Raw genomic sequence first — 23266 nt, 5'->3', positions numbered from 1 at the left:
CCCGCAAGGCGGCACCAGCTTTCCCTTTGTTGTTGCGCAGGCCCGCTCGCCTCTCGACGGAGAGAGTAATTACTTGGCGACGCACTTCTCTCAAGCAGGTTCATAAGAACGTTGAAAATCTTAGAAGTTCTATCATCCCGATCCTTCCCTTGCAGCAACGATCTCTAGTGAAACGGGTTTCACCTCAGCTCGCGAACTGAAGCCCTCAAGACGACGTCGACCGAGAATCGCCCCAACGGCTTCACCGATCCCCCAAGCGATTGCAATTGGAATCGCTGCCAGCAGCAGCTGAACACGCTTGCCGGCCGGTAGGCCGAGACGTGCCTGCAGTCTCCATACACGCAACCAGTGACACGCAGCCACCGCTGGAAACGCAACCACGAACAAGCCGCGAACCGGCCAGGACCAATCGACGGTTCGGCCTGCTCCAAAACCTAATCCGCTGCACGCAAAAATGAACAGCTGGATTCGGAAGGTTGGCGGATCGTAATGAGTCATAAGAGCAGCGGGTTCCACAAAAAAACGCAGGCCTTGTTGATGGAGATCCCCAATATAAAATGCACAAATGAACAACCGATCTGACAAACGATCGCCTAGATCAATAAACGGTTGTCGGCGAATCAGCAAATTGTGCCCAGCTAAGTGTTCCACCTCAGCAGCTCGTAAAGGCGCGGTCCATTGGCCGTATCCCATCAGAAACCCCGCCTCTCCGGCAGCCGTCTTCGTGCCAGCCTGCAACACGGGCCCCACAGCATCCCAGCCTTCGGCAAGTCGCTCAACTAACTTGGCAGCACAATCAGGCGCTGGTAGACAATGGTCTTCCGCGAGAAACAAATTATCGGCGTTCGCCAGTCGAATCCCTTCTGCACGGGCTTCGTGTAAATAGAGCGATTCTGTACAGATCGTCAAAAATCCTTCGCCAAGACGCTGCTGAGCAGCTTCGGCATCAGGACAAAGAAGGATAATCTCGAGATGCTCACGATTCGTTTGCATCTCCCAGGCTTCAATTGCCGCCTGCGCAGATTTGCTGCCAAGCAGAGCTGGCAGAATGACGCTCACTTTAGGTTTCAAAGCAGGCCTCGATTCCAAAGAAATTTCTCCAGCGGGTAAAATACGGATCGAAGAGTTCGGTCATACAAACCGAACATTTGACTCCTGTCGAACGTCTCAAAGAGCGACACATCATGTCGCTCTCGAACAGATTCAAGGGCGTCTGAATAAGCCTCGAAAAATCTTCCACCGTGCGTTGTGCACCAGGGCTTAATCCGGCCAGAGTAATGAATGATGGCCGGATCACTCAAAGCCGCCGCTGAGGTCTGAGCAAACCACCTTCCCGCCGTCATTGGCATGTTCCATCGCTGCTCAAGCGGGACCCAATCATCCCAAGCAACTGCATTTAGCGCTTCCTGGTGGAGGAATTCCGCTTTGTCTCCATGTTCAGATAGGTAGGCCAAACTGTTGTCCATCATCCGCTTTTCTCGCCAAGTCGCGAGATCAATAAGCATGACACCTGCGTTGAAATAGGACGCATCGTCGGGTGACGAATGGCCATCAGGAAGGATCACCCCGCGTGGAGAACGCAACCTTGGAATTGCGGGATCCGCGACAGCCGCAAAAGCGCGTCCCGCCAACTCTTGAGTCCAGAGCGGCGAGATGTCGTCAACCACTAACATGTCAGCATCAAGAAAAATCACGCGATCCGTATCACTTGGCAACAGTTCATGAAGAAACAAAGGGGCGGACGCCTCAGGAGGTAAACGCCTATCTGACGGAAGAGAATCGACATGGGGTCCGGCAAGGGAGAGCGAGTGGACCTCCGCGAAGGAGCCAATCTCGTCCAGCGTGAGGCGACAGGGATTCCTCTGAAGCAGGTAAATCACCGCACGGCAAGATTCATGGAGAGTAGCTACGAGCGAGTTCAACATCACCAATAACGGAAGTGAGTATGTATTGTCGACACTACAAGCAATCTTGATCTTTGTTTTGGAATCTGTAACCAAGGGGAAAAGTACTCTGGGAAACGGGTACTGTGTCAAAACCAATGCCTCTGCGTTCCCACTCATTCTAACTTTTTTAACGGCGTTTTTAATGTTAAATATTCAAATCATCGCACTCAGAGGATACGATCTGAAAATAAATCTAGCAGCGAAAAGAACGGTCATTGCATACCCGCGCTAATCGCAAAGGTTTTAGCAGCGATTCAACCAGATGACCGTTTCCGCGCGTGAAATTCGAACCAGACAATTCACGTTGGGTCAACCCAAAGAGCCAAACAGCAAATTATTTTTCAGACAAGAGCAAATCAACAAGCCAATCAGATATCAGCTATTGAGACCTACCAGCAGTTGGTTTCGACGACTGTCCTCGCCGATTCCCCAAAACTCCGCCCCCACCGCTGTAGCGAGCGTCTTGAATCTGCAACAAAATCCCATCCGGGTCGGTGAAATAAAGTTCCGGCGTGCCTTGTGCTGCGCCACCCCGATCAGGCATTCTCATCGTCACGAAAGATTGGAGTGGCATCACGGGGCCGCGTCCTACGTCCCGATGTTCAATACCGAAACCAGCCAGTTTCTGTAAGACACTCTCGAGGTTAAAAGCTTTGACGCTAAAACACACATGATGAATGAATGCCTGAAAATCGTTGCGGCCACCTGGATTAGCAAATGCCAAAAATTGATTACCTTGTCCGACTCGCAACAAAGGCATCGCCCCTTGATAAGTGTCAATTGGCAGCTGAAATACTTGTCGATAGAAAGCAACCGTCGGAATCGGGTCGCCTACGAAGCTTGTGAAGTGATTAAAATCCTGGATCTTCAAAACACCTTTTTTCTTGGCAGGCTCAGGCTGACTCAAATATTGATTGCCAAGCCTACCTCCGCCACCACAAAATGAACTGTCTTGAAGCTGAATGCTGATCCCCGCTGGATCTTCTAGCAAGAGCTCCAAAGTGTCCGCAGGCGCCCCACTCTGCCCTGCTCCGCGTGTCTCAATTCGAGTTTTGGTTGGGCCAAGTCTTTCAGAAGAAGTTTCCTCTAGAGCATTGAGCGTTTGAAACATTTGCTTGGCGTCAAAACCATCGACCGCCAATCCCATGTGGACGATTCCAGGTTGACCGGAAGCATCTCCATCGATCGCCAGAAACTGCGGTCCGTCACCAATCCCTAGCATGACGGTCTTTCCCTGTCGCGCTACGATGGGCACCCGAACAAGCTTTGATACCAGTCAAGGGACCGAGCAGGATTTGAGACACGTATTTTGGTATGGTTGATGGCTGAGACGGGAATCGGCCGGAACGGTGCCGTCTGCGCCACAACGTTAGGAGCCATTGCCAAGGCCCCCATCCCAGCAAGGAACATGCGCCGTCTCAGAATGCGTTTCTGAATTTCGGCTGCACTTTCATGGTGATTGGAATCGAAACCCACGAACCATTCTTTTTTCTTCATTGTTTCCGTCTCTTTCGTTCCAATTTCACAAGCAGCAAATCAACCAACTCCTTGGCAGTCGTTAGGCCCTCCAGGTCGTACTGAACATTTCCGTTGGTCTCTGCTTCGCCACCGTGTCCCGTCAGTTCGAGGATCACATCGCGTTCCGCGTCATCCAACTTCACGTAAGCGGTATAGAGCACTGACGGCTGACCGATTTTCGGATCGGTCCATTTATCGTTGAAATCCTACGGAACATTCACTTCAACACAAACAATACACTTTTGAGCGTCGCCAGGCATCAAATAGCTATCAAGGGCAAAGCTGCCACCCCGTTCCTAATGCCAATCAGCCCGGCCTTGCCCAAAATTGGTTTTCAACGGAACGCCGTTTCGGCAAACACGAAAGCGGCCGGGAGACTGCCAGTCACCTTTGCACCAGTCCCGATTTCGCACCCAAACATGCCACGTTCCCGCATCAGGAATTTCGACGTTCGTTGTGGCATTCGCGACGGGTTGGCCCATGCCATGCGCAAGAAGATAACAGCCTCCCATTTGCTGATAGTGCTGCGTGTCCAGTTTCCATCCCCCCCAATCATCGAAGGACGAAGCCTCTACCAGAATTCCGTCAAAGTATTCGGCCGTTTCGGCATCAGGTAGCCAGGAGCCACCACTGACGTGAGGCCCATCCCTGCCACAACCCGAAGAAATCTGCGACGGTCAGTAAGAGTCGATCAGGTGAGTTTTCTGACCATGGCTGCGCCTTTTCAGATTGCCAGGATAAATCCAATTCGGTTCGTTGCTGGATCTTGCTCGTGATTGAAGAATCAATCAGACGCCACGCTCTAACCGCCGCTGTGTGCCAACCCATTTTGTACTTTTCTACACGAGTTGTCGCTACCGATATCAACCGATAATAAGTTCCTTCCCTGTTGCCCAAGTATTCCCACGGTAATCCAACCGAAATTTCACCTCGGTGACTACCGTACCACACACAGAACTGTGTACCAATTGTCGAAATCGACGATTTCCGAATTTAAAAACACCGCATGAATAATCGGGCAATGGCGAAGCTTTTCTCGCACTTCACAGCACAGCGAATACCGTAATTTGCTCAAAGCTTGGTAATCCGACAACACATTCGCAATCTGGAGCTATCCCATGAAGTTCATTCGAATGGCAACCACCTTGTTTCTCGTTCTTTTTCCAAAGGTTTCCGTTACAGCTCAACAAATGCCGACAGAGGTGCATGAGAATCTCGGAAAATTGGTGGGTACTTGGCAAGTCAAAACGACAATTGATAACAAGCCCGTTACGGAAACGGTTACCCTCGAATGGAGTTCCGACCAAAACACCCTTCGGTACGACGGCAAAGGCAAAAATTTTCAAACGGGAGAATCGGAAACGTTTTCTGGAATCCTCGGCTGGGATGGAACCCAAAAACTAGTCGTCGAACGAGGTTTCAATTCACTCGGCGGAACCATGACGGCTACACTTGCTGTCAAAGGCAACACTTGGAAAAGCCCAACGAAGTCGACCGACATCGTTAACGGAAAAATCACAACCGAAACGAGCGATCGAATTTTCAAATGGAAATCAGATGACCAATGGTCGTTGATGCATACAAACCAACGTATTAATGGCAAAACCGAGCAAGACAGGATCTCCGTTTTCCGAAAAATCCGCAACAGCTCAGATCCAGCCGCCAAGCGTCTCGTCCGCGATGAGATCGAACGTTTTAAATCATGCTGGAAAGAATCCAACGCCGAACTCCTTGCTCAAGAGTTTAGTCACGACGGCATTCGCGCAATTAACACCCGCACATTACCGATCGTGGGCCACGAAGCGATTCAAAAGTCATTTGAGGAGGGTTTTTCAGCAGGACAACGCGACGAAAATGCAACGATCGACGCAAAAGTAATTCACGCTGAATTTATCACTGACAAGCATATCATGGCCGATGGCACCTGGTGGCTCACCGAAGCAGATGGCACCGTATCTAGAACAGGTAAGTGGGGAAATATATGGGTTGTCAATGACGACCATACAAACGCCAAGCTACTCATGGAATCGGCCTACGCCGATCTACCACTCGAAAAAGTCGCCGACCGCAAAGTGCCCAAAAGAGGCCACGCTTTGCCAGCAGCTGCCGAAATACAGGATGCTGAACTCGCAGGCATGATCCAACGCCACGTTAAGCGTTATATGGCGGGAGCGTCAACTGCCGACTCGAAGAAAATTGCTCGGGAATTCACAACCGATGGAATTCGAATCGTTTCAGAAATGCCGCGAGCCTATCGAGGTCGCCCCGCGATCTTTCGGTCTCTCAAGATTGCGAATGAGGGATCCAGTCCGTACGCAAATAGGAAACTGGAAGTCGTGGTATTGAACGCTCGAAGACTCGATTCGCATATTGCAATTGCAAACGGTGTCTGGCAAGTGACCGAAAAAGACGGATCGATCATCGATTTTGGACAATGGGGAAATGTTCTTGAAATCAAAGGCGGCGAGGCGAAACTGCTGCTTGAATCAGCCGGAAGTTACGAACCGTAATTTACCGTTCTAAGCCTCAATTCGTGCCTGCAAGATTTCTGTTCAGCATGATCTCATGAAAAGGGCTGGTTCAGTTCGTCAAATTTGTCCCGACGTACGCACCGCAACAGCGGCGTGCGATTGACTCGCGATTGAACATTGGAAAGGTCAGGTTTTTTGACTTTCTGAAGCGGGAGGAACGGAGGCGTTTGTCCGCCCTTGCAAACGGAGCAGGAAAAATACTTCTTCGCTCAAACGAATTCCGTAGATGCCGGCAGTTCCCTGAGAAGTTGCCCCATATTCTCGAGGCGAAAGTTACCTATTGTAAATGTGGCAGCAGATGTCAGAGGACGACACAAGCATGATGAGCCACGAAACGAACCTGCTGCCGGACAGCGTTAATTTGGCCTGGGTTGTGCGAATCTTTGACGACTCGAAGATGGCCAATCGGCTTCCGGAACGACTTATCCACGAACGTCATCGTCGTTCTGATTTCAGCACGCTGATTGTAGCGAACATAAGTCTTATCAGACCTCTCACTTTTCAAGAGCACAATTAGTCTGAAGAATCTGTGTCGTATTAGCCTAGAACGCGATGTAATTGGTCTAACCTCGATAAATCGTGTTTCAAGAGTGTACACTCACGTATTCGACAAAACGATTTATCGCAAGCTGTTCCTAGAAGCCAGCCGTTCGAAATCGAAACAATTATTTCTTTGGATTACGACAAATTTCGTGCAGGACAGACGGAAACTCAATAGGCACCAATGGCTATAACGGTCCACGGCCATCACCTCGCCATTTCATTGACGCTTAGCCTCAAACGAGCCGCGGACTTCTTAGAATTCGACATGCGGTCGACGGGGTAGAGATATCCGCCACGGATCATTTTCATGAGACACACACAGCTTTGCCGCGAACACCTTCATTGAGTTTGACTGGCCGACACAAAACCAACAAAAAAACCAATGCTCCAACATCACATCCAACCCAGAGACTGATTTGGACCTGAACTTGCTAATTGGCCATTGTGATCCAAGTCTTCGGTCAAAGCGTCGAAGCTTCCGTACGATTAGGAGTGTGTTATGACACGCAAGGGAAGTGTGTTATGACACGCAAGGGAATCGTCCTTGCCGGGGGGTCGGGGACCCGTTTGCACCCGGTTACATTGGGCGTCAGCAAGCAACTGCTGCCGGTCTATGACAAACCGATGGTCTACTACCCTCTTTCCGTGTTAATGCTCGCCGGCATCCGTGAAATTCTTTTAATTTCAAGCCCGGAAGACGTTTCATCCTTCCAACGCGTCTTAGGCGATGGGAGTCGATTCGGCATCAACTTGAGCTACGCGGAACAACCGAAGCCCGATGGATTGGCTCAGGCTTTTTTAATTGGCGAATCGTTTATTGGTGACTCGCCGGTAACTTTGGTCCTTGGCGACAATGTTTTCTACGGACAGGGGCTGACACCCAAGCTACAGGCGGTGGCCAGTCAAACCCAGGGCGCCACCGTCCTCGGATACCAGGTTGCTGACCCACAGAGATTTGGCGTGGTGGAGATCGATGGCGAAAGCCAGGCCATCTCGATTGCCGAAAAACCCACGCACCCCAAATCATCTCTAGCGGTTACCGGGCTTTATTTTTACGACAATCAGGTGGTTGAGATTGCCAAACAGGTCGCGCCTTCGTCGCGAGGTGAACTGGAAATCACGTCAGTCAATCAGGCTTATCTGGAACGTGGGCAACTGTCAGTTCAAGTATTGGGCCGTGGCTTTGCCTGGCTTGACACGGGAACTCAGGAATCACTCCTGGAAGCATCGATGTACGTGAAGACGGTGGAACATCACCAAGGCTACAAAGTCGCCTGCCTCGAAGAAATTGCCCTCAATAATCATTGGATCACCAAGCAGACATTGGAACAGTCACTGCCACCGTCTGCAAACAACGCCTACTCCCAATATCTCTGGGGACTCGTGAAAACACCTGCTAAACACAGCGGTCAGTAAGAATGCCGACCGATCGAACCTGAGCAATGTTGTTCGCATTTTGCGCACGGTCCGCAGGACTCTTCCACTCGCCAGACGGTTCGTCCGATCCTTTCCCTCAGTTTCCCGGACAATTGGCGAGACCATTTCCTCAGCAAGAAAGAACGTCCCGTCGTGCTCCAAGGGTTACGGGATTTCCCGTCGATTCCTTTTCAAGGACAACGGCTTCGATCAACCGAGGGATCTTGCCTCGCATGCGGCTTAACCCATGGACTGGGAATTAAGCGTCCTATTTAGCATCGTCGGTAACACTGTAATTTACAGCCGCATCAAACTTGGCATCGCAGGGAATCCTTGAAACCCGCGATTCTTTCGTCTCCGGGTTTTTGCGCGGATTACCGGGCGTGGGCGGCGACTCGGCTTGAGCAAGCTGAACTGGAACAATCAGAAGTGAAAAACCAACAGCTACCGGGCGCACATTACGGCTGTCGATTCGATCATCGTAGAACGTCGCATCGTTTTTTCTTACCTCGATGGTGAGTAAGGCCACTTTGAGCAGACCAATATCGCGCGATTAACAACTTGCGTCAAGGAATTCAACAGTCTTGTTCACCGTCGTTCCCACTTAAATCTTCAATGATCGATTCGCATGTGGATTGCAGTAAGTCGACGAGTTCTGGATCCATAAACTTGTAGTCATCCGGAACGTCGAGCACATAGATACGCATGTCTCTCGCTTCTGCGGGAAAGTCAGCGAGGATACGGTTTCGGTGCTTACCTTCCATGACTAAAATCGCATCGGCCCAGTCGAAGTCGCTTCTTCGCAGCCTCTGAACCGCAGTTCGTGCCGTCCCTCGCGAACGGACGGCAATTCGATGATCAACCTGATAGACGGCTTCTGCAGTGGGACTGCGCCACTGATTCTTACTGCACACAAAAAGAATATTCTTTCGCATTACAACGCGCCGCCTCAAATGACAATGTACCGACACAATCGAATTCCCACGAGGTTCCGAGCATCCCCCTTCGCTCTACAGGAGGGACTCACCAATTCGCCAAAAAGCGTCATCTCTTGACAACGGAGGCTTCGGTCGCGGTGCGAAAAGGTTCGAACATCCTTCCCTCATCCACCTCACACTTGATCTCGACTCGCGTCAATAGACCGCCAAGCAAACACCGTAATCGGCAGGTAGGCTAAAGCAGACAGCCATTGAATTGTGGTCAGTTGATTGTAACGTTGATGTGCGGCATCGAAGGCATCGCGATCGATGATTTCGAAAGCTTCCACGTCGATAACGGCATCAAGATGTCCGTGCACCAAAAAGAGCCCGATCAGTGCACAGCCTAGTAGCGTGGCACATCCGATAAGCGGATATCCGTATTTCCGCGAGTGCCGAAAGACAACAGCACAATTGCACGCCATCAATACGACTGTTACGACGCCCAACATTTGCAGCACGACAGTCACTCGTTGCGTAATCAGCCCGCCATCCATGGGATCGTTCAGAACCGCGTGTGCGATTCGCAGAACGAAACCTGTGTAAAAGGTAAGTCCGCCCCAATAGAGGGAAAACACCAACAATAATGGAATCCGATAAAACATCATGCTTGTCAGCGAAAACAAAAGGGAAAGGACATCGTCATCTGCTACGGATCGAGCTTCATGTTGCGAGGTGGCAACAAGGCAGGTCTAGACCTGAGTCTAAAGTAATTACAGGCTGCAGTCTGCCAAAACTCGTTTTGGTTGTCGAGACATTACGTGTAACGTCACTTCCCCGGCAGTTCCCCGCTATAGAATCTTGGACCAACACTCCCCTTCCCTCTTGCATGAATCCCGATCGGCAAACGGATTCCAGTTGAGTTCATCAGCAAGTCAATGAATCGCGAGCCCCGCCCCCTCAGTTCTCCAGGGTTTTCTCTCAATCATCCAAACGCGAAATCCAGCGCCCCAACGTAGCCAATGACCGAATTTCCTTTGATGTTATCCGGCCCACGGACCGTTTTGTGCATCGCCGAAGCTCTGTCCCGAAAAAATGACAACCCGTTGCACCGTAACCGTGGCACTGGTTCAATGAAGGCAGTACCCCGCGCTAACTTATCCTCTGATATCGAGTGAAACCATGCGGCGACCTGCTTTCAGATCGAATTACCTAACAAGCATTGGCCTTCTCGCCACCCTTCTCAGCGCTGTCGGATGCATGCAAGAAGAGCACTCCAACCAATCGGCGGCGACGTTGCCTGATCTAAGTGGTTTGGCCTGGATCGAAGGAGATCGCTTCATTGGCTGCCACGACGCAAAGGTCGCTGGTGAAAACAGCAAGCCTCGATATACTTCACTGCATCTCCCGACGAATTCGCGAGGCGTAACCTATCGTGATGCAGGATTCACGTTCCAGGGAATCTCTCCGAATGACCTTGAAAGCATTGCGAAAGTTCCCGGAGAAAACACTCTGCTGTTGTGCGAAAGTGGAAACAGCAAGGATAATCCCGCGATTCAAAACATCTTCAAAGCGAGAATCACCGCTCAAGGCATCGAAATTGTAGACGCCGTAAAATGGCCCGTGCTCGTCCACAACGTCGAGGCCACAGCGGTTGCTCGAATCGGCGAGAAATATGTATTTCTCTTCGCAGAGCGAGCCAGCAATCAGCAATCGACGCAGCTGTCATGGCTGGAATTCAATCCCGCAGACATGAGTTTCTCCGGCGAGCCTCAACACGTGACCTTTGCATCACCGGATCCGGATCGGTACAACCGCATAATCGTGGGGCTCGATGTTGATAGCGATGGCACCATTTACAGCTTGTCAGCCTTCGATGCTGAAGAGGCTGGCTTTCCAAATCCCGACAACGGTCCATTTGCCGGCGGCATCTACGCAATTGGCATGGTGAGTGCCACCGATGGAAAACCGATGATTCAGCTATTTGAGAAGCCTCAGTCTCTCGCAACTGTGGACGGTCAAAAACCTGAATCGATCACCGTGCGTGAAACAAATGATGCAAAAGAAATTTTCTACGGAACCGACGACGAAAACTATGGTGGTGTGATTCGAAAACTCCACCACCAGTCACCGAAAGAGTAAGCGACCAGGGGATTTACGGCCGTCTCCAACGCACCGCTTAAACCGCCGAAAGGCAACCCAACCATTCATGTTTTGGATTTCACCAGTTGGCGTTTTGTTCGCTTGATGCATCAAGCGGCGCCCTCGTGTTGCGGCATCTGCACAACGCAAGCCATCACAACGAACTCTCCAACGAACCGTGCTGCATCTGCAGTGAAACCGATTCTCGCAACGTCGCCACTTCGTTGCGCACCCAACAGAGTTTGATCAACAAACGGCGAGACAGTCACCAGCACAGACTTGGTCGTTTTTCTAAAACCAAACGACGCCATGTTTCGACCGCCGGGAATCGAATCAATTTCAGTTGCTCACGACGTTACTTTATGCAGGGGTCCGCCGTGAAGGCACGGCGCATTGCTAACTTGCGAGAAAAAAGCTTGGACATAGTCCACCTTCTGACTTTTTTTGCATACGCCAGGCCCAGGTGTTACAGTCGGAAAAGATCCTACCGGCTAAAGACTTTTCTAGTCAACAAAAAAGGAGAAGCGATGACTAACTCATTGGGCTCAAGGATTGGTAGCAGCTTTGCCATCATCTTGTTCAGTGCGAGTGCAGCGACTGCGGGACTCCAAGGTAAAGTCCAGGTGCCTCAAGTGCCAGAGGGAAGCATTACGATTGATGGTAATCTCTCCGATTGGGCACTGGGAAGTTATACGACAGTCGCTGAACAGCCTGACTTCCCTGAGGGACGAGAAGGGTATGAGAATGGCGATCCATCGAATACGTTGGGTGATCATCTCGTCTTCAACCGAGACCAGGTCTGGTTTTTTGGAAATGGTGCTGGCCAGTGTGCGAGTGGAGAGCAATGCGCGATCGACAATAACGAGGGCGACTTTTCCTCAACTGTGTACATGTCTTGGGATTCCAAGGCGCTGTACTTCCTGAATGTGACCGTCGACGATGTGCTTCAGGATACTCAGGACGACAGCGAGTTTGGCGACCAAGCCTATAAGAACGACGGATTTGAAATCTTTGTCGACGCTTTAAACGATTCCGATGACAACGTCGCCTCATTCGGCAACCCACCTTCTTCCAATTTCGATGACGAAGAACCCAATCTAGACGATTTTCAACTCAGTTTTGCCTTGAACGAGAATTATCCTGACGGGGCACGACAACATATGGAGCGAGCGGCTCGACCGGGCCTGATGGGTGGACTCGGCGAGGGACAGCCGTATGAAGAATTCGATGAAATCGTCTCGGGGGAACGAAACGGTCCGGGCGGAATTTATCGTGGAGCTTTAGATGGCTTCGGCAAGGATATTGCCGCGACCCAAACAGCGGACGGCTACATTCTCGAAGTAGCTGTTCCTTGGGAGTTTGCCGACCTGGACGACGATGGCGATGCCACGGACGATTGGGCCGGTGCCATTGGAAAAGAATTTGGTTTTTCGCTCTTTTGGAATGACCAAGACATGGACACGGACGTTGACTTTGGCGTACCAGACGGCGGAATCCTGCGAGCGCTTTGGACACAAGGCGGCGGCCCATTCTTTAATGGAGAGGCTTGGGCGACCGCCGAATTGGTTGGAGCTGTCGGACCCACCGGCGACTACAATGGCAACGGTGAGATTGACGCCGGCGATCTCGATGTACAGGCACAGTACATGGAAGACAACAACTTGGCGGGGGATCTGAATGGAGATGGAAAAACGGACAGTACAGATCGCACCGCATGGGTAACCACCATTCAAAAGTCTTGGATCGGCGATTCGAACTTCGACGGCGAATTCAACAGCAGTGATTTTGTTACTGTCTTTACCGCCGGCAAGTACGAAAACGGAGCGTCAGCAAATTACGCTGAGGGCGATTGGAACGGTGACATGGTCTTTAATAGCGGGGACTTTGTGGCAGCTTTCTCCGCCGGCGGCTATGAGTCGGGCCCGCTGCCAGCGGCCGTATCGATCGTACCAGAGCCATCGGCGTTTGCTCTCGTCGGCTTAGGATTGCTCGGACTTCTTTCACAGCGAAAGAGGCGATAAACCCACTCTAGTTTTTTTTAAATCACAGGTCACGTGAGCCATCACTTTCGCTCGCGTGACCTTGTAAATCTTAGATCGTCTCCCCATGTCATCAACCTGGAAATTTGGCCGCATCGCTTCACCTGGGACACACCCCATTGAGCGTCTCGAACCCCGACAGCTACTCGCTGTTGGACCGCTGTTAATCTCAGAGTTCGCGGCTGCTAATGACTCGATGCTCATCGACAGTTTCGAAAAAACGTCGGACTGGATCGAGTTACACAATCCGACAGATTCCCCGGTGTCGGTTGAGGGCTGGTCGCTGACCGATGATGCCGATGACCTTCAAAAATGGTACCTGCCCAATCTGATTGTGGAGCCGGGCGGCTTCGTACTCATCTTTGCCTCCGGTCTCGATCTCAAGGATCCGACATCGGAGCTGCACGCGAACTTCGCACTTGATACGGAAGGCGAATATCTGGGACTCATACGTCCGGATCAAATTGCTGCTCACGCGTTTGCCCCTCAATTCCCCCCACAACAAATCGACGTCTCGTACGGCTTACCATGGACGGATGGAGAAATCCAAGCGGACGCATCAAAATATTTTTCGGAACCGAGCCCTGGTGCTGCAAACAAAACAGGGTTGTCTGGTTTCGTGACGGCACCTCAATTCAGCATGAGTCACGGCTTTTTCGATGCGCCGTTTGATCTAACGATTACCTCGGATACATCGGATGCTGAAATACGTTACACAACGAATGGCCAAGCTCCCACCCAATCCACAGGGACGGTCTATTCTAGCCCCATCCGAATTCATCATACGACGGTGCTGCGTGCAGTAGCATTCAAGCCTGACCAACTACCATCAGTCGTTGGCACACAGACATATCTTTTCTCAGACGACATTGTTCGACAGGACACCGATTCAGCGATTACCGCGGGTCTTTCGACAGAATGGGGCCGGGTACGTTCCGCACCCGGCGACAATGAAGCTGATTTCGAAATGGACCCGGAAATTGTCAACGATCCCGCCTACGACGTCGCAAACAGTCTCAGAACACTGCCAACGTTGTCTCTTGTTTCTGACGGCGAAAACCTGTTCGGTCCCACTGGTATTTACGCCAATCCCGGACGCCGTGGAATCGAATGGGAACGTCCGACATCCGTCGAATTGATCTATCCTGACGGCTCAGAGGGCTTTCAAGTAGACGCCGGACTCCGGATGCAGGGTGCGTATTCTCGCACACACGCCAAGAAGAATGGAATGCGTCTGGTTTTCAAGGATCAGTACGGGCCAACGGCCCTAGAATTCCCCCTCTTTGGCGACGGCGAACAAAACCGGTTCAACACCTTGGTCCTGCGTGCCGGATTCAACGACTCGTGGTATTCCAATATTGGGCCCGGCGAAGCTCAGTACACAAGAGATGAGTTCAACCTCCAGATTCAAAGAGCGATGGGACATGAAACGATCAACACCGAATTCATGCACGTTTATTTGAATGGAACTTACTGGGGGCTCTACAATGTGGTTGAAAGGCCCGATGCCGCATTTGCCGCCGAGCATTTTGGCGGAGACGAAGACGAATGGGATTCAATCAACCATAACGGCGTTGAAGACGGCAATGACGAGGCGTGGAACACGTTGTTGGAGCTGGTAAAAGACAGCTCACCGGAAGGATTTCTACGCCTCCAAGGAATTGACCCCGCGAACCCAGCTGCCGAATCCTATCTCGATGTGGATAACTTCATTGACTACGTGATCGGCAACATCTACACGGCTAATACAGACTGGCCACACAAAAACTGGTATGCGGCTCGACGCCGAGGTCCGGAAAGCGAAGGATTTCGATTCTTTTCCTGGGATGCGGAACTTTCGGTGAATCTGTCAAACTGGTCTCGTTTAACAACGAACCACACTCGACTTTGCGGGAGTCCCAATGCCAATCGGTGCGAAGACCTCTATTTGATTTTCGATCCTCTCCGCAACAACCCGGAATTCCGGCTGCGGTTTGCCGACCGGATTCACAAGCATTTCTTCAACGACGGCGTATTATTCGTCGATCCAGACCGACCCGCATGGGATCCAGAGCATCCAGAACGCAATCGCCCCGCGGAAATGTACCGTGAAGTCAACGAGCAAATCCGTGACGCATTAGTTGCCGAATCAGCACGATGGGGCGACGCAATTCGTTCGGACCAACAAGCACCGTATAAGCCCGATGTCGAATGGCAGACGGAACTCAACGATCAACTCAAAGAGTATTTCCCGCAACGAAACCAAATCGTTTTGGACCAATTGCGTAGTCCAAGGCCCAACAGTGATGGCAATGCCGACCCACTCTATCCATCCGTGGTCGCTCCGGCTTTTGACATCAACAATCAATATCAGCACGGTGGACAGGTGCAACCCGGTGATCTTCTCACCATGAAACAGCAAAATGGCGGGACCGTTTACTACACAACCAACGGAACGGACCCTCGACTGCCGGGCGGAGATATCAGCCCTGAAGCGATCCGCACCAATACTGTCGACTACATCAACGGCTCATCTGACGCTCGCTATTTCATCCCTACGGGTCACATCAGTGAATCCGATTGGCGAGCCGTGGATTTCGATGATACAAGTTGGAACCAAGGATTGGCGGCAGTTGGATTTGACACGGGCAAATCCGAGGATGCAATTCAGGTACCGAACGGTTTTTTAGTTCGTCAAGTTCACTCGACGGAACGCCTGCCTGACTGGGCGACCGTTGAACTTCTTTTTTCAGGTGAAAATCTTGAACGCGAAACAGTTGTAGAAAACGTTCCGTTAATCAACTATCTGGACCGAGACCGCCGCGGCCACTTCGACAACAACATTGACTTTCCTGGTGGGGGTGGGACGAACTTCGCGTTGGAGGCTTCCGGCAGGATCCTCGTTCGCGAAACGGGAGATTATACGATCGGTGTGAGCAGTAATGACGCCGCAAGACTTTCAGTGGACGGTGTAGAAATCATATTCGACCCAGACCGCCACAGAACTCGCGATAGTTTTGCCACCATCAATCTCACCGCTGGCCTACATGATCTTGAGATGACCATGTTCAACCAACTGGGAACATCGACAGTCGAACTATTTTTCGCCCATGGCGCAAAAGATGAATTTGACGCTGACTTTGTATTACTTGGCGACGATCAGAGTATTCCCCTAAACGATTTCATTCAAAGCGACATCGGGTCCGACAATGCTTCGGCATCCGTCTACGTTCGAGTTCCGTTTGCAGTCTCACCAGACGAAAATTTGAATTCACTCGCTTTAGAAATGCGATACGACGACGGATTTGTTGCCTTCCTCAATGGAGTCGAAGTCGCGAGTCAGAATGCACCCGAAATCGTTTCACACGATTCTCAGGCTGTCACGATTCGACCGGATGCCAAAGCAATTGCAATTGAACAATTTAATCTTTCGAAACACATCGGACTTTTGCAGCCAGGCAATAACCTACTTGCGATCCAGAGCTTAAACGCAAGTGCGGAGGATCCGGATTTGCTGCTTCAACCAACACTTGTGGCGTCGTCGTCACCTCATCAAATCGAAATCAACGAATCGACGATCGTCAACGCAAGGACATTTGAAGCCAGTGCCTGGTCCGCCCTAAATCAAGCGACCTATCGTGTGTCGGAACCGGCCGGGCAGGCAAACTTGCGAATCAGCGAAGTGCATTACCATCCGGCCGATTCGACAACGCAAGAAGCAGCCGCTGGATTCAGGGATGCTGACAATTTCGAATTCATCGAACTGGTAAACATCGGTGAACGGGCAATCGACCTTTCGGAAGTCGCTTTCACAAAAACTCACGATGGTGAAACGGAACAAGGCGTGGCATTTCGATTCATCGACGGTGACATTACCGAACTGCCTCCGAACGAACGGATGGTCGTTGTGGAAGATGTTGCCGCATTTCGTTTTCGATATGGTGACTCGCCCGCTGTCGCTGGCGAATGGTCTGGACGTCTCAGCAATGCCAGTGAAACCATCAAGCTCATTGCCGGCAATCAATTACTACAACAATTCCGATACGTCGATGATTGGCAGCCAACGACGGATGGAATGGGTCGGTCACTGGAAATAATCGATGCCTCAGATCCGAATTTGGAAAACTGGAGTAGGGCGGAAAATTGGCAACCAAGTCGCAACCTTGGTGGTACGCCTAGCTCGACGCGAGTTCCAATCGTTGGCGATGCGAATCACGATGGGATCTTCGATTCTAGCGATCTCGTTACCGTTTTCATGGCCGGTCAGTACGATGACGCGATCCCAACCAACTCGACATTCGAAACGGGTGACTGGGATGGCGACGGAGAGTTTGATAGCAGTGACTTAGTATTCGCTTTCCAGAAGGGAAACTACATTCGCCTGGCAGTTCCAATCCATTTGATCGACCCGCTCGAATCCGCAGGGATTGTCGACCGCAGTCGTTCCCGCGCAGACCGCCTTCCAAACAAAACCTTGCTCAACCCAACGCCTGAAACCGTCGCAAACAAGAAAATTCTGCGGTGGTAGGATTATCATGTAGTTGCCGCGGTTTCCGGAGTGACCGAAAAACACGCGAAAACAAAATGCTCCCGCGAGCCGGCAAGCTCATTGCGTCATCGACCAGCGTGTGCCAACAACTGGCGACGACCGGAAGGGGAAAGGGCAGCCGGCAACTGTTGCAGGTAAGGGTCTGCAATCAACACTTGTATTATCCAAGTGATGCTGAATTGTGCTATCATACGTTTCCGCTTGTAGTCAGTGAGTGTATCGCTTTAACAGTCGACATACGTTTGTGAAAACTGAGGCGAGAAAGGCATGTCTCGGGCAACAAGACGGGTTGAGGAATCGCCAACAGGACAAGCGATATGACCAACCAAAAGAGAATCATGTCGGTCAGGATTACCGAACAGTTTTCCAGAGACAATAACAGTGTTCGGCTTTCAGACTATGAAAAGATTGACGACGACGCGGCCCAACTTCTCAGTCAGCATCGAATGCTTTGGCTCAATGGCCTAACCGAACTGTCCGACATTGCGGCCGAAGCTCTCAGTTGGAATCGGGGAGGGCTGTTTCTAAACGGCTTGCTTGAACTGTCGGATACAGCGGCCAAATCATTGGGCCGGCATCAGGGATACGCAGTTCACCTCGACGGCCTAACCGAGCTGTCGAAGCCAACTGCAGCCGCTCTAAGTCAGCTGAGAGGAACGCTTTCTCTCAGCGGCTTGACAGACCTGTCGGATGCAGCCGCCAAAGCGTTGGGGTGCTATCGGGGATACGCACTCTACCTCAACGGCCTAACCGAGCTGTCGGATCCAGCTGCCGAAGCCCTTAGTCAGCAATGGGGAACGCTTTCCCTTGACGGCCTGACCGAGCTATCGGATCCAGCTGCCGAAGCTTTCGGTCGGCACCGGTTTGACTTGCTTTCTCTCAACGGTCTGAGGAGCCTATCTGAAAAAGCAGCAAAATCGCTCAGCCAAAATCAGGGTGAGCTTTGGCTCGACGGCCTGATCACCCTATCAGATGCAGCTGCCGAAGCGCTCGCTCGGCAGCAGAGAGCCCTTTCCCTGGACGGCTTGAGCGAGCTGTCGAACAAAGCTGCCGAAGCTTTCAGTCGGTATCAAGGACAACTTTACCTCAACGGCCTGACCCAGCTACCGGACACAACCGCCCAAACACTCGCTCGACATCAGGCAACGCTTTTCCTCGACGGCCTGACTCAACTGTCGAACAAAGCCGCAGAGGCTCTCAGCCAATGTCAAGGAGACCTTTCCCTCAACGGCCTGACAGAGCTATCGGATCCTGCCGCCAAAGCGTTTGGTCGTCGTCAGGGAAGAGGGCTTTATCTCGGTAGTCTCGCTAGAATGTCAGACGCTGCATTGCTTACATTGATACGTCGCAAGGATGATCTTCATCTAAATCACACCGAAGCCTTGAACTGGTATCGCAGGGCAGCGGACCAGGGACACGCCAGTGGGCAGTACAGTCTTGCGAACATGTACTACAACGGCCAAGGTGTCACGCAGGACCATGTGGCAGCCGTGAACTGGTATCGCAGGGCGGCAGACCAGGGAGACGCCGATGGGCAGTACAATCTTGCGAACATGTACTACAACGGCCACGGTGTCACGCAGGACCATGTGGCGGCCGTAAACTGGTATCGCAGGGCGGCGGACCAGGGACATACCGGTGGGCGGAACAATCTTGGGAATATGTACTATAAAGGCGAAGGCGTTACGCAGAACTATGCAGAAGCCATGATTTGGTATCGCAGGGCCGCGGGCCAGGGAAACCCCAACGCGCAGTACAATCTCGCGTTTATGTACGCTCAGGGCCAAGGTGTTATTCAGGACGACACGGAAGCCGTGAACTGGTACCGCAGAGCGGCAGACCAGGGAGATCCCGACGCACAAAACAGTCTCGCGTTTATGTACTCCCATGGCCAAGGTGTTATTCAGGACGACACGGAAGCCGTGGACTGGTACCGCAGGGCAGCAGACCAGGGAGATTCCGACGCACAGAACAGTCTTGCCTGCATGTATCGCGACGGGCTAGGCGTTCAGCAGCAACACGCCGCTGCGTGCGCATGGTTTTTGGTGGCTGCCGACAATCGGAATAAAATGGCCCAGCAAAACCTGATAAAACTCAAACCGAGTCTGACTGACGAGCAACTTGTGGCAGCGGAAAAACTGGCCGAACAATTACGAACGCAAATCGCCTCAGAAATTTCTTAACCAGATTGTGAACCCAACTAAGGGTTTCAGTGAATCAGAGATTTGGAGCATTTCGACGAGAGATTATCGGTATAAGAAATGTCAGGCACCGATTCGCTCATTGGTTTCTGACACCTTTTCTCATTCGGCGCGTCGTGGTTGGGTTCGTCGTGATTTCCGTCTCGTGTTAGACTCCGCAATCCTCTGGATCAATCGTCGGCCGTGCCCAACAAATCACTTCATCTTCGAAAACGGCATCGTCACTTCCGTTTTCAAACTGCCAGTCGCAAGATGCCAAATCCAAGCTGGACATCCGTACAACTAGCCAATTTGGTGTGCTGTTGAAATAGCGAAACAAAATAGGCGAGGCCGTCACCCATATTGAAAATATTTCTGGCACAATTGGCAATCTGCTTGATCAGAAATCTCGCCAATGCCCAAACAGCATGCGTCGAACGATCGACGTCCGGGCGAACGTGACAACGCTATATCGTGTGTTAGAATGCCCAAGCTCATTTGATGCCAATTCAGACATCTTTGAAACGGTTCGCGTGAGCCAGCTTTCCCACAACAATCGAGTAGTAAGCCGGATGTTCGAAGAATCGTCTCGTTAACAATTGTTTGTTTTTCCGTTTTCATCTGAGGATCCTACTATGCACATTAGATCCTGCGTCCTGTACTTTGCAGCAATGACGATGACTGGAACGACTTTCGCGGAAGAGCCATTCTTTATCAGCGAGGCGCCAAAGACATCGCCCACCATTGACGGCGTTGTCGATCCGCATGAATGGACAGGCAACGCCCTGCCGATGTCATGGGCTCATAACGAGCGTACCAAAGCCGATTCAGCCCCATTGGAGATCGAGATTCAGTACGCATGGGACAATGAGAATTTCTATGTTCTCGTTCAGGAGATCGCCGATGACGACCCAACGGGTGGGTACAACGCGTCCAACTGGTGTGGCGAGTGCGTTTGGAACGGAGAAGTCCCCGACGGTGGATATAACGGCAACGGACCAGCACCGTGGAGCACAGATAGTATTGGGTTTTACGACAAGGGTATCAAATGGCCTGGCACGGACCCGGATGACGCGACAGCTGCGACTACTCAAGAAATCGGCCCCTGGTCGCAGTTTTGGGTCGCGTTGGTCCCGGAAGCAGATTTGCCGCTAACCGATCCACAGCCGTTTCACATGGTGCGAACCACAAACGACCAATTAAATGAAGGGGGTACGGGCGTGCTGATTGGTCCCGAGTACGAGGAGAATTTTGGTTCAGTTCCATTGATTCCTGACTTAGATGCGCCGGACAAAGCGCAGGCAGCTCATGGGATTGACAAACAAGGGAGGCGGGTCACTGAATTCTTGATGCGGTGGGATCAGATTCGCTACGACCTAAATGACGAGCGAGCCGAAGTTCAAGACCGGATCGAGCAACTGAATGATTTTGACGCTTTAGACGGGCACTTTCTCCAGGACGTCGAAGCTGGTTATGAATTCCGATTGGACCCGTTCTTGGTGGACGGAGTCGACAATCAGTCCCACCCCGATGCGCCATTCAGCTGGGGCAGTCAGACGGCTCCAAGTGGAATAGAGTTTGACTCGGCTGTCCAGACGTTTGCGGACGCCTCGATCGTTCGCCTCCTTGACAATCCCCTGGCGCGACTTGATGACGACTCCCTGACAAACCTACAACAACGGGCGGACTATGTGCACAACGTACTGGGTACCTGGATCGGCGATTCAAACCTAGATGGTGAATTCAATTCGACGGACTTCGTATCGGTCTTCCAACAAGGTCAGTACGAAGATGGGATTGACGGAAATTCAAGTTGGATCACCGGAGACTGGAACGGTGACCACGAATTCAACTCGTCGGATTTTGTTTTCGCGTTTCAAGATAGTGGCTTTGAAGCTGGCCCACGACCGCAAATACAAGCTGTGCCGGAACCTGCCGGCTATTTGATGTTGCTGCTAGGATTGAGCGGACTTTCCGGAATTCGCAGCAGAAAAAGCTGAGCGACAAAAAGCTGTCAGGAGCCAGATCGCGAATTGGTTCCTGACAGCTTTTCTCGTCCTTTTTGAATCCTGATGGCGATGCTCCCTTGACCGCCAATTCGTGAACGTCCAGCTTAGAGCGTGTCGGATCATCATTTCAATCGATTCGCGAGACAGTAGCTTGGTTTCAATTCGCCCCACAATGCCCTTGGTCACATTCCCGATTTTACTATTCCTGATCTAGTCGACGGATGCCGTCCAATCGGAGGAACGCGAGATTTACTCGGGGTGGCGCAAGCATACGATCAACGATCGTTCACCGTTCGAAGCCGCAGGGGCTATGGATATCAATGGAGACGGCCGGATCGATGTCTTCAGTGGCGACTCTTGGTAGGAGTCCCCGAACTGGACGCGACACCAAGTTCGTGATATGGCGGCAGGCACGAATGCTCACTACCATGAGGACTTTGCAGACCTGCCGTTGGACGTCAATTTGGAAGCGTTCATGACTTGGCAATTTCGCGTTGCTTCCGATTTCCTCAAATCGAAATCAATTTTCTAAAAAATAGTCACTCGTCCGAGGGAAGCGCATCTGCCCCACGACATTGCCGATCCCCCTACCGTGAATGATTTGTTCGGCGCAGCAAACGATTCCTGGTCAGCCAAAATCCAGGGCATCGTTTTTCGGCGTAAAGAAATTGTGCCACGCCTCCAAGAAATCCTCCATGGACTCGACGTTCCCACCTACCCAGGAAAGATGCAAATTCCTTCGGTAAAACGTCTGTAAAAAAGCCCAACTCGCGTAGATCGTCGTAAATACCCGTAACCCTTGCTCGGGCTGACCCAAGTAATCGCCGCCCTTAAATTCAGGATCCAAAATCAGAGCTCGCTTTAAGCTTTCCAGAAAACGTCAATTATGAAGAGCCGTTTTGGCACTTCCACAAATCGGAGCAATCGCACCAACCCTGTCCGGATAAAGCGCCTCCAATGAAAGGTCTGCTGAGCGCTCATTGAAAAACCAACAACAAGCTGTATTTTCTCAATCCCGAAGAATTCAGTCAGAAGATGAGTTTGTGCGATAACGTTGTCATAGGATGTCACCGCAGGAAACCTCATTCGGTCGTGCGGAGGATCGGTATTGCTTGGTGAAGACGAATGACCATTCCCAAACATATCAGGAACGACGATAAAGTATTGATCGGGATCCAGGGATCGTCCAGGACCAATGGCAGCGCGTATATCTTCGTGATTCCCCGAGTACCATGTGGATACACAATTACATTCGATTTATCAGAAGCTAAATTCCCATGTGTTTCATAAGCAAGAAACGCATTGTTCAAGAGTGCGCCAGACTCCAATCGAAAATTGCCAAGTTGATGTTTCGCTGCTTCCATCAATAAACCTTTTACTGTTCGCACATGCGATGATCTCCCTACGCACCTACGCACCTGCGCACCAACGCACCAACGCACCAACGCACCAACGCACCAACGCACCAACGCACCAACGCACCAACGCACCAACGCA

General features: G+C 51.5%; 14 protein-coding genes. 7 read left to right on the top strand and 7 right to left on the bottom strand.

Going from position 1 to position 23266, the window contains the following annotated elements; genetic code table 11:
• Nucleotides 1-132 precede the first annotated feature (132 nt).
• The 4 genes from P8N76_25750 to P8N76_25735 all read right to left on the bottom strand — a co-directional run bounded on the left by P8N76_25750 (nucleotide 133) and on the right by P8N76_25735 (nucleotide 3625).
• Nucleotides 133-1071, bottom strand: coding sequence for a glycosyltransferase (locus tag P8N76_25750; GenBank protein ID MDG2385101.1), 939 nt, complete (start codon nucleotides 1069-1071; stop codon nucleotides 133-135).
• Complete coding sequence (locus tag P8N76_25745) at nucleotides 1068-1925, bottom strand: glycosyltransferase family 8 protein (GenBank protein ID MDG2385100.1); 858 nt, start codon at nucleotides 1923-1925, stop codon at nucleotides 1068-1070. Before P8N76_25745 ends, P8N76_25750 begins: the two co-directional genes overlap by 4 nt.
• A gap of 400 nt (nucleotides 1926-2325) precedes the next feature.
• A complete protein-coding gene (locus P8N76_25740) occupies nucleotides 2326-3168 on the bottom strand; it encodes a VOC family protein (GenBank protein ID MDG2385099.1) in 843 nt (280 codons plus the stop codon).
• A 271-nt stretch (nucleotides 3169-3439) separates the two neighbouring features.
• Nucleotides 3440-3625, bottom strand: a complete 186-nt coding sequence (locus P8N76_25735; GenBank protein ID MDG2385098.1) for a hypothetical protein — start codon at nucleotides 3623-3625, stop codon at nucleotides 3440-3442.
• A gap of 957 nt (nucleotides 3626-4582) precedes the next feature.
• Here P8N76_25735 and P8N76_25730 point away from each other — a divergent pair.
• Nucleotides 4583-5974 carry a hypothetical protein gene (locus tag P8N76_25730; GenBank protein MDG2385097.1) on the top strand — a complete coding sequence of 464 codons (1392 nt, stop codon included), beginning with the start codon at nucleotides 4583-4585 and terminating at the stop codon, nucleotides 5972-5974.
• 1086 nt (nucleotides 5975-7060) lie between these two features.
• The gene (gene rfbA / locus P8N76_25725; protein ID MDG2385096.1) at nucleotides 7061-7954 is read left to right on the top strand and encodes a glucose-1-phosphate thymidylyltransferase RfbA; all 894 of its coding nucleotides are present in this window, start codon (nucleotides 7061-7063) and stop codon (nucleotides 7952-7954) included.
• Between the two features lie 575 nt (nucleotides 7955-8529).
• On the opposite strand, the gene P8N76_25720 is transcribed toward rfbA, so the two are convergent.
• Both P8N76_25720 and P8N76_25715 read right to left on the bottom strand, forming a co-directional pair.
• On the bottom strand, nucleotides 8530-8889 hold the full coding sequence (locus P8N76_25720; GenBank protein MDG2385095.1) for a protein tyrosine phosphatase: 360 nt from the start codon (nucleotides 8887-8889) through the stop codon (nucleotides 8530-8532).
• A 176-nt stretch (nucleotides 8890-9065) separates the two neighbouring features.
• Complete coding sequence (locus tag P8N76_25715) at nucleotides 9066-9539, bottom strand: hypothetical protein (GenBank protein MDG2385094.1); 474 nt, start codon at nucleotides 9537-9539, stop codon at nucleotides 9066-9068.
• 514 nt (nucleotides 9540-10053) lie between these two features.
• Here P8N76_25715 and P8N76_25710 point away from each other — a divergent pair.
• The 5 genes from P8N76_25710 (at nucleotide 10054) to P8N76_25690 (ending at nucleotide 21760) form a co-directional block, all read left to right on the top strand.
• Nucleotides 10054-11013, top strand: a complete 960-nt coding sequence (locus P8N76_25710) for a hypothetical protein (protein ID MDG2385093.1) — start codon at nucleotides 10054-10056, stop codon at nucleotides 11011-11013.
• A gap of 527 nt (nucleotides 11014-11540) precedes the next feature.
• Nucleotides 11541-13034 carry a sugar-binding protein gene (locus tag P8N76_25705; protein ID MDG2385092.1) on the top strand — a complete coding sequence of 498 codons (1494 nt, stop codon included), beginning with the start codon at nucleotides 11541-11543 and terminating at the stop codon, nucleotides 13032-13034.
• Nucleotides 13035-13119: 85 nt separating this feature from the next.
• Entirely contained in the window at nucleotides 13120-17559 is a 4440-nt protein-coding gene (locus tag P8N76_25700; protein MDG2385091.1) for a CotH kinase family protein, read from the top strand.
• Nucleotides 17560-17897: 338 nt separating this feature from the next.
• Nucleotides 17898-19763: a tetratricopeptide repeat protein gene (locus P8N76_25695; GenBank protein MDG2385090.1), complete on the top strand. Its 1866-nt coding sequence runs from the start codon at nucleotides 17898-17900 to the stop codon at nucleotides 19761-19763.
• Between the two features lie 632 nt (nucleotides 19764-20395).
• A complete protein-coding gene (locus tag P8N76_25690; GenBank protein MDG2385089.1) occupies nucleotides 20396-21760 on the top strand; it encodes a PEP-CTERM sorting domain-containing protein in 1365 nt (454 codons plus the stop codon).
• 637 nt (nucleotides 21761-22397) lie between these two features.
• On the opposite strand, the gene P8N76_25685 is transcribed toward P8N76_25690, so the two are convergent.
• Nucleotides 22398-22616, bottom strand: a complete 219-nt coding sequence (locus P8N76_25685) for a hypothetical protein (GenBank protein MDG2385088.1) — start codon at nucleotides 22614-22616, stop codon at nucleotides 22398-22400.
• Nucleotides 22617-23266 lie beyond the last annotated feature (650 nt).

Source organism: Pirellulaceae bacterium, from assembly GCA_029243025.1.
Classification (GTDB): domain Bacteria; phylum Planctomycetota; class Planctomycetia; order Pirellulales; family Pirellulaceae.
The sequence above is the reverse complement of the archived record's forward strand: the minus strand, read 5'-3'. Positions and strand labels throughout refer to the sequence as shown.

Coding starts and splice junctions, on each gene's coding strand:
- P8N76_25690 (MDG2385089.1), top strand. CDS start 20,396: ATGCACATTAGATCCTGCGTCCTGTACTTTGCAGCAATGACGATGACT.
- P8N76_25730 (MDG2385097.1), top strand. CDS start 4,583: ATGAAGTTCATTCGAATGGCAACCACCTTGTTTCTCGTTCTTTTTCCA.
- P8N76_25700 (MDG2385091.1), top strand. CDS start 13,120: ATGTCATCAACCTGGAAATTTGGCCGCATCGCTTCACCTGGGACACAC.
- P8N76_25715 (MDG2385094.1), bottom strand. CDS start 9,539: ATGATGTTTTATCGGATTCCATTATTGTTGGTGTTTTCCCTCTATTGG.
- rfbA (MDG2385096.1), top strand. CDS start 7,061: ATGACACGCAAGGGAATCGTCCTTGCCGGGGGGTCGGGGACCCGTTTG.
- P8N76_25740 (MDG2385099.1), bottom strand. CDS start 3,168: ATGCTAGGGATTGGTGACGGACCGCAGTTTCTGGCGATCGATGGAGAT.
- P8N76_25695 (MDG2385090.1), top strand. CDS start 17,898: ATGACCAACCAAAAGAGAATCATGTCGGTCAGGATTACCGAACAGTTT.
- P8N76_25710 (MDG2385093.1), top strand. CDS start 10,054: ATGCGGCGACCTGCTTTCAGATCGAATTACCTAACAAGCATTGGCCTT.
- P8N76_25720 (MDG2385095.1), bottom strand. CDS start 8,889: ATGCGAAAGAATATTCTTTTTGTGTGCAGTAAGAATCAGTGGCGCAGT.
- P8N76_25745 (MDG2385100.1), bottom strand. CDS start 1,925: ATGTTGAACTCGCTCGTAGCTACTCTCCATGAATCTTGCCGTGCGGTG.
- P8N76_25705 (MDG2385092.1), top strand. CDS start 11,541: ATGACTAACTCATTGGGCTCAAGGATTGGTAGCAGCTTTGCCATCATC.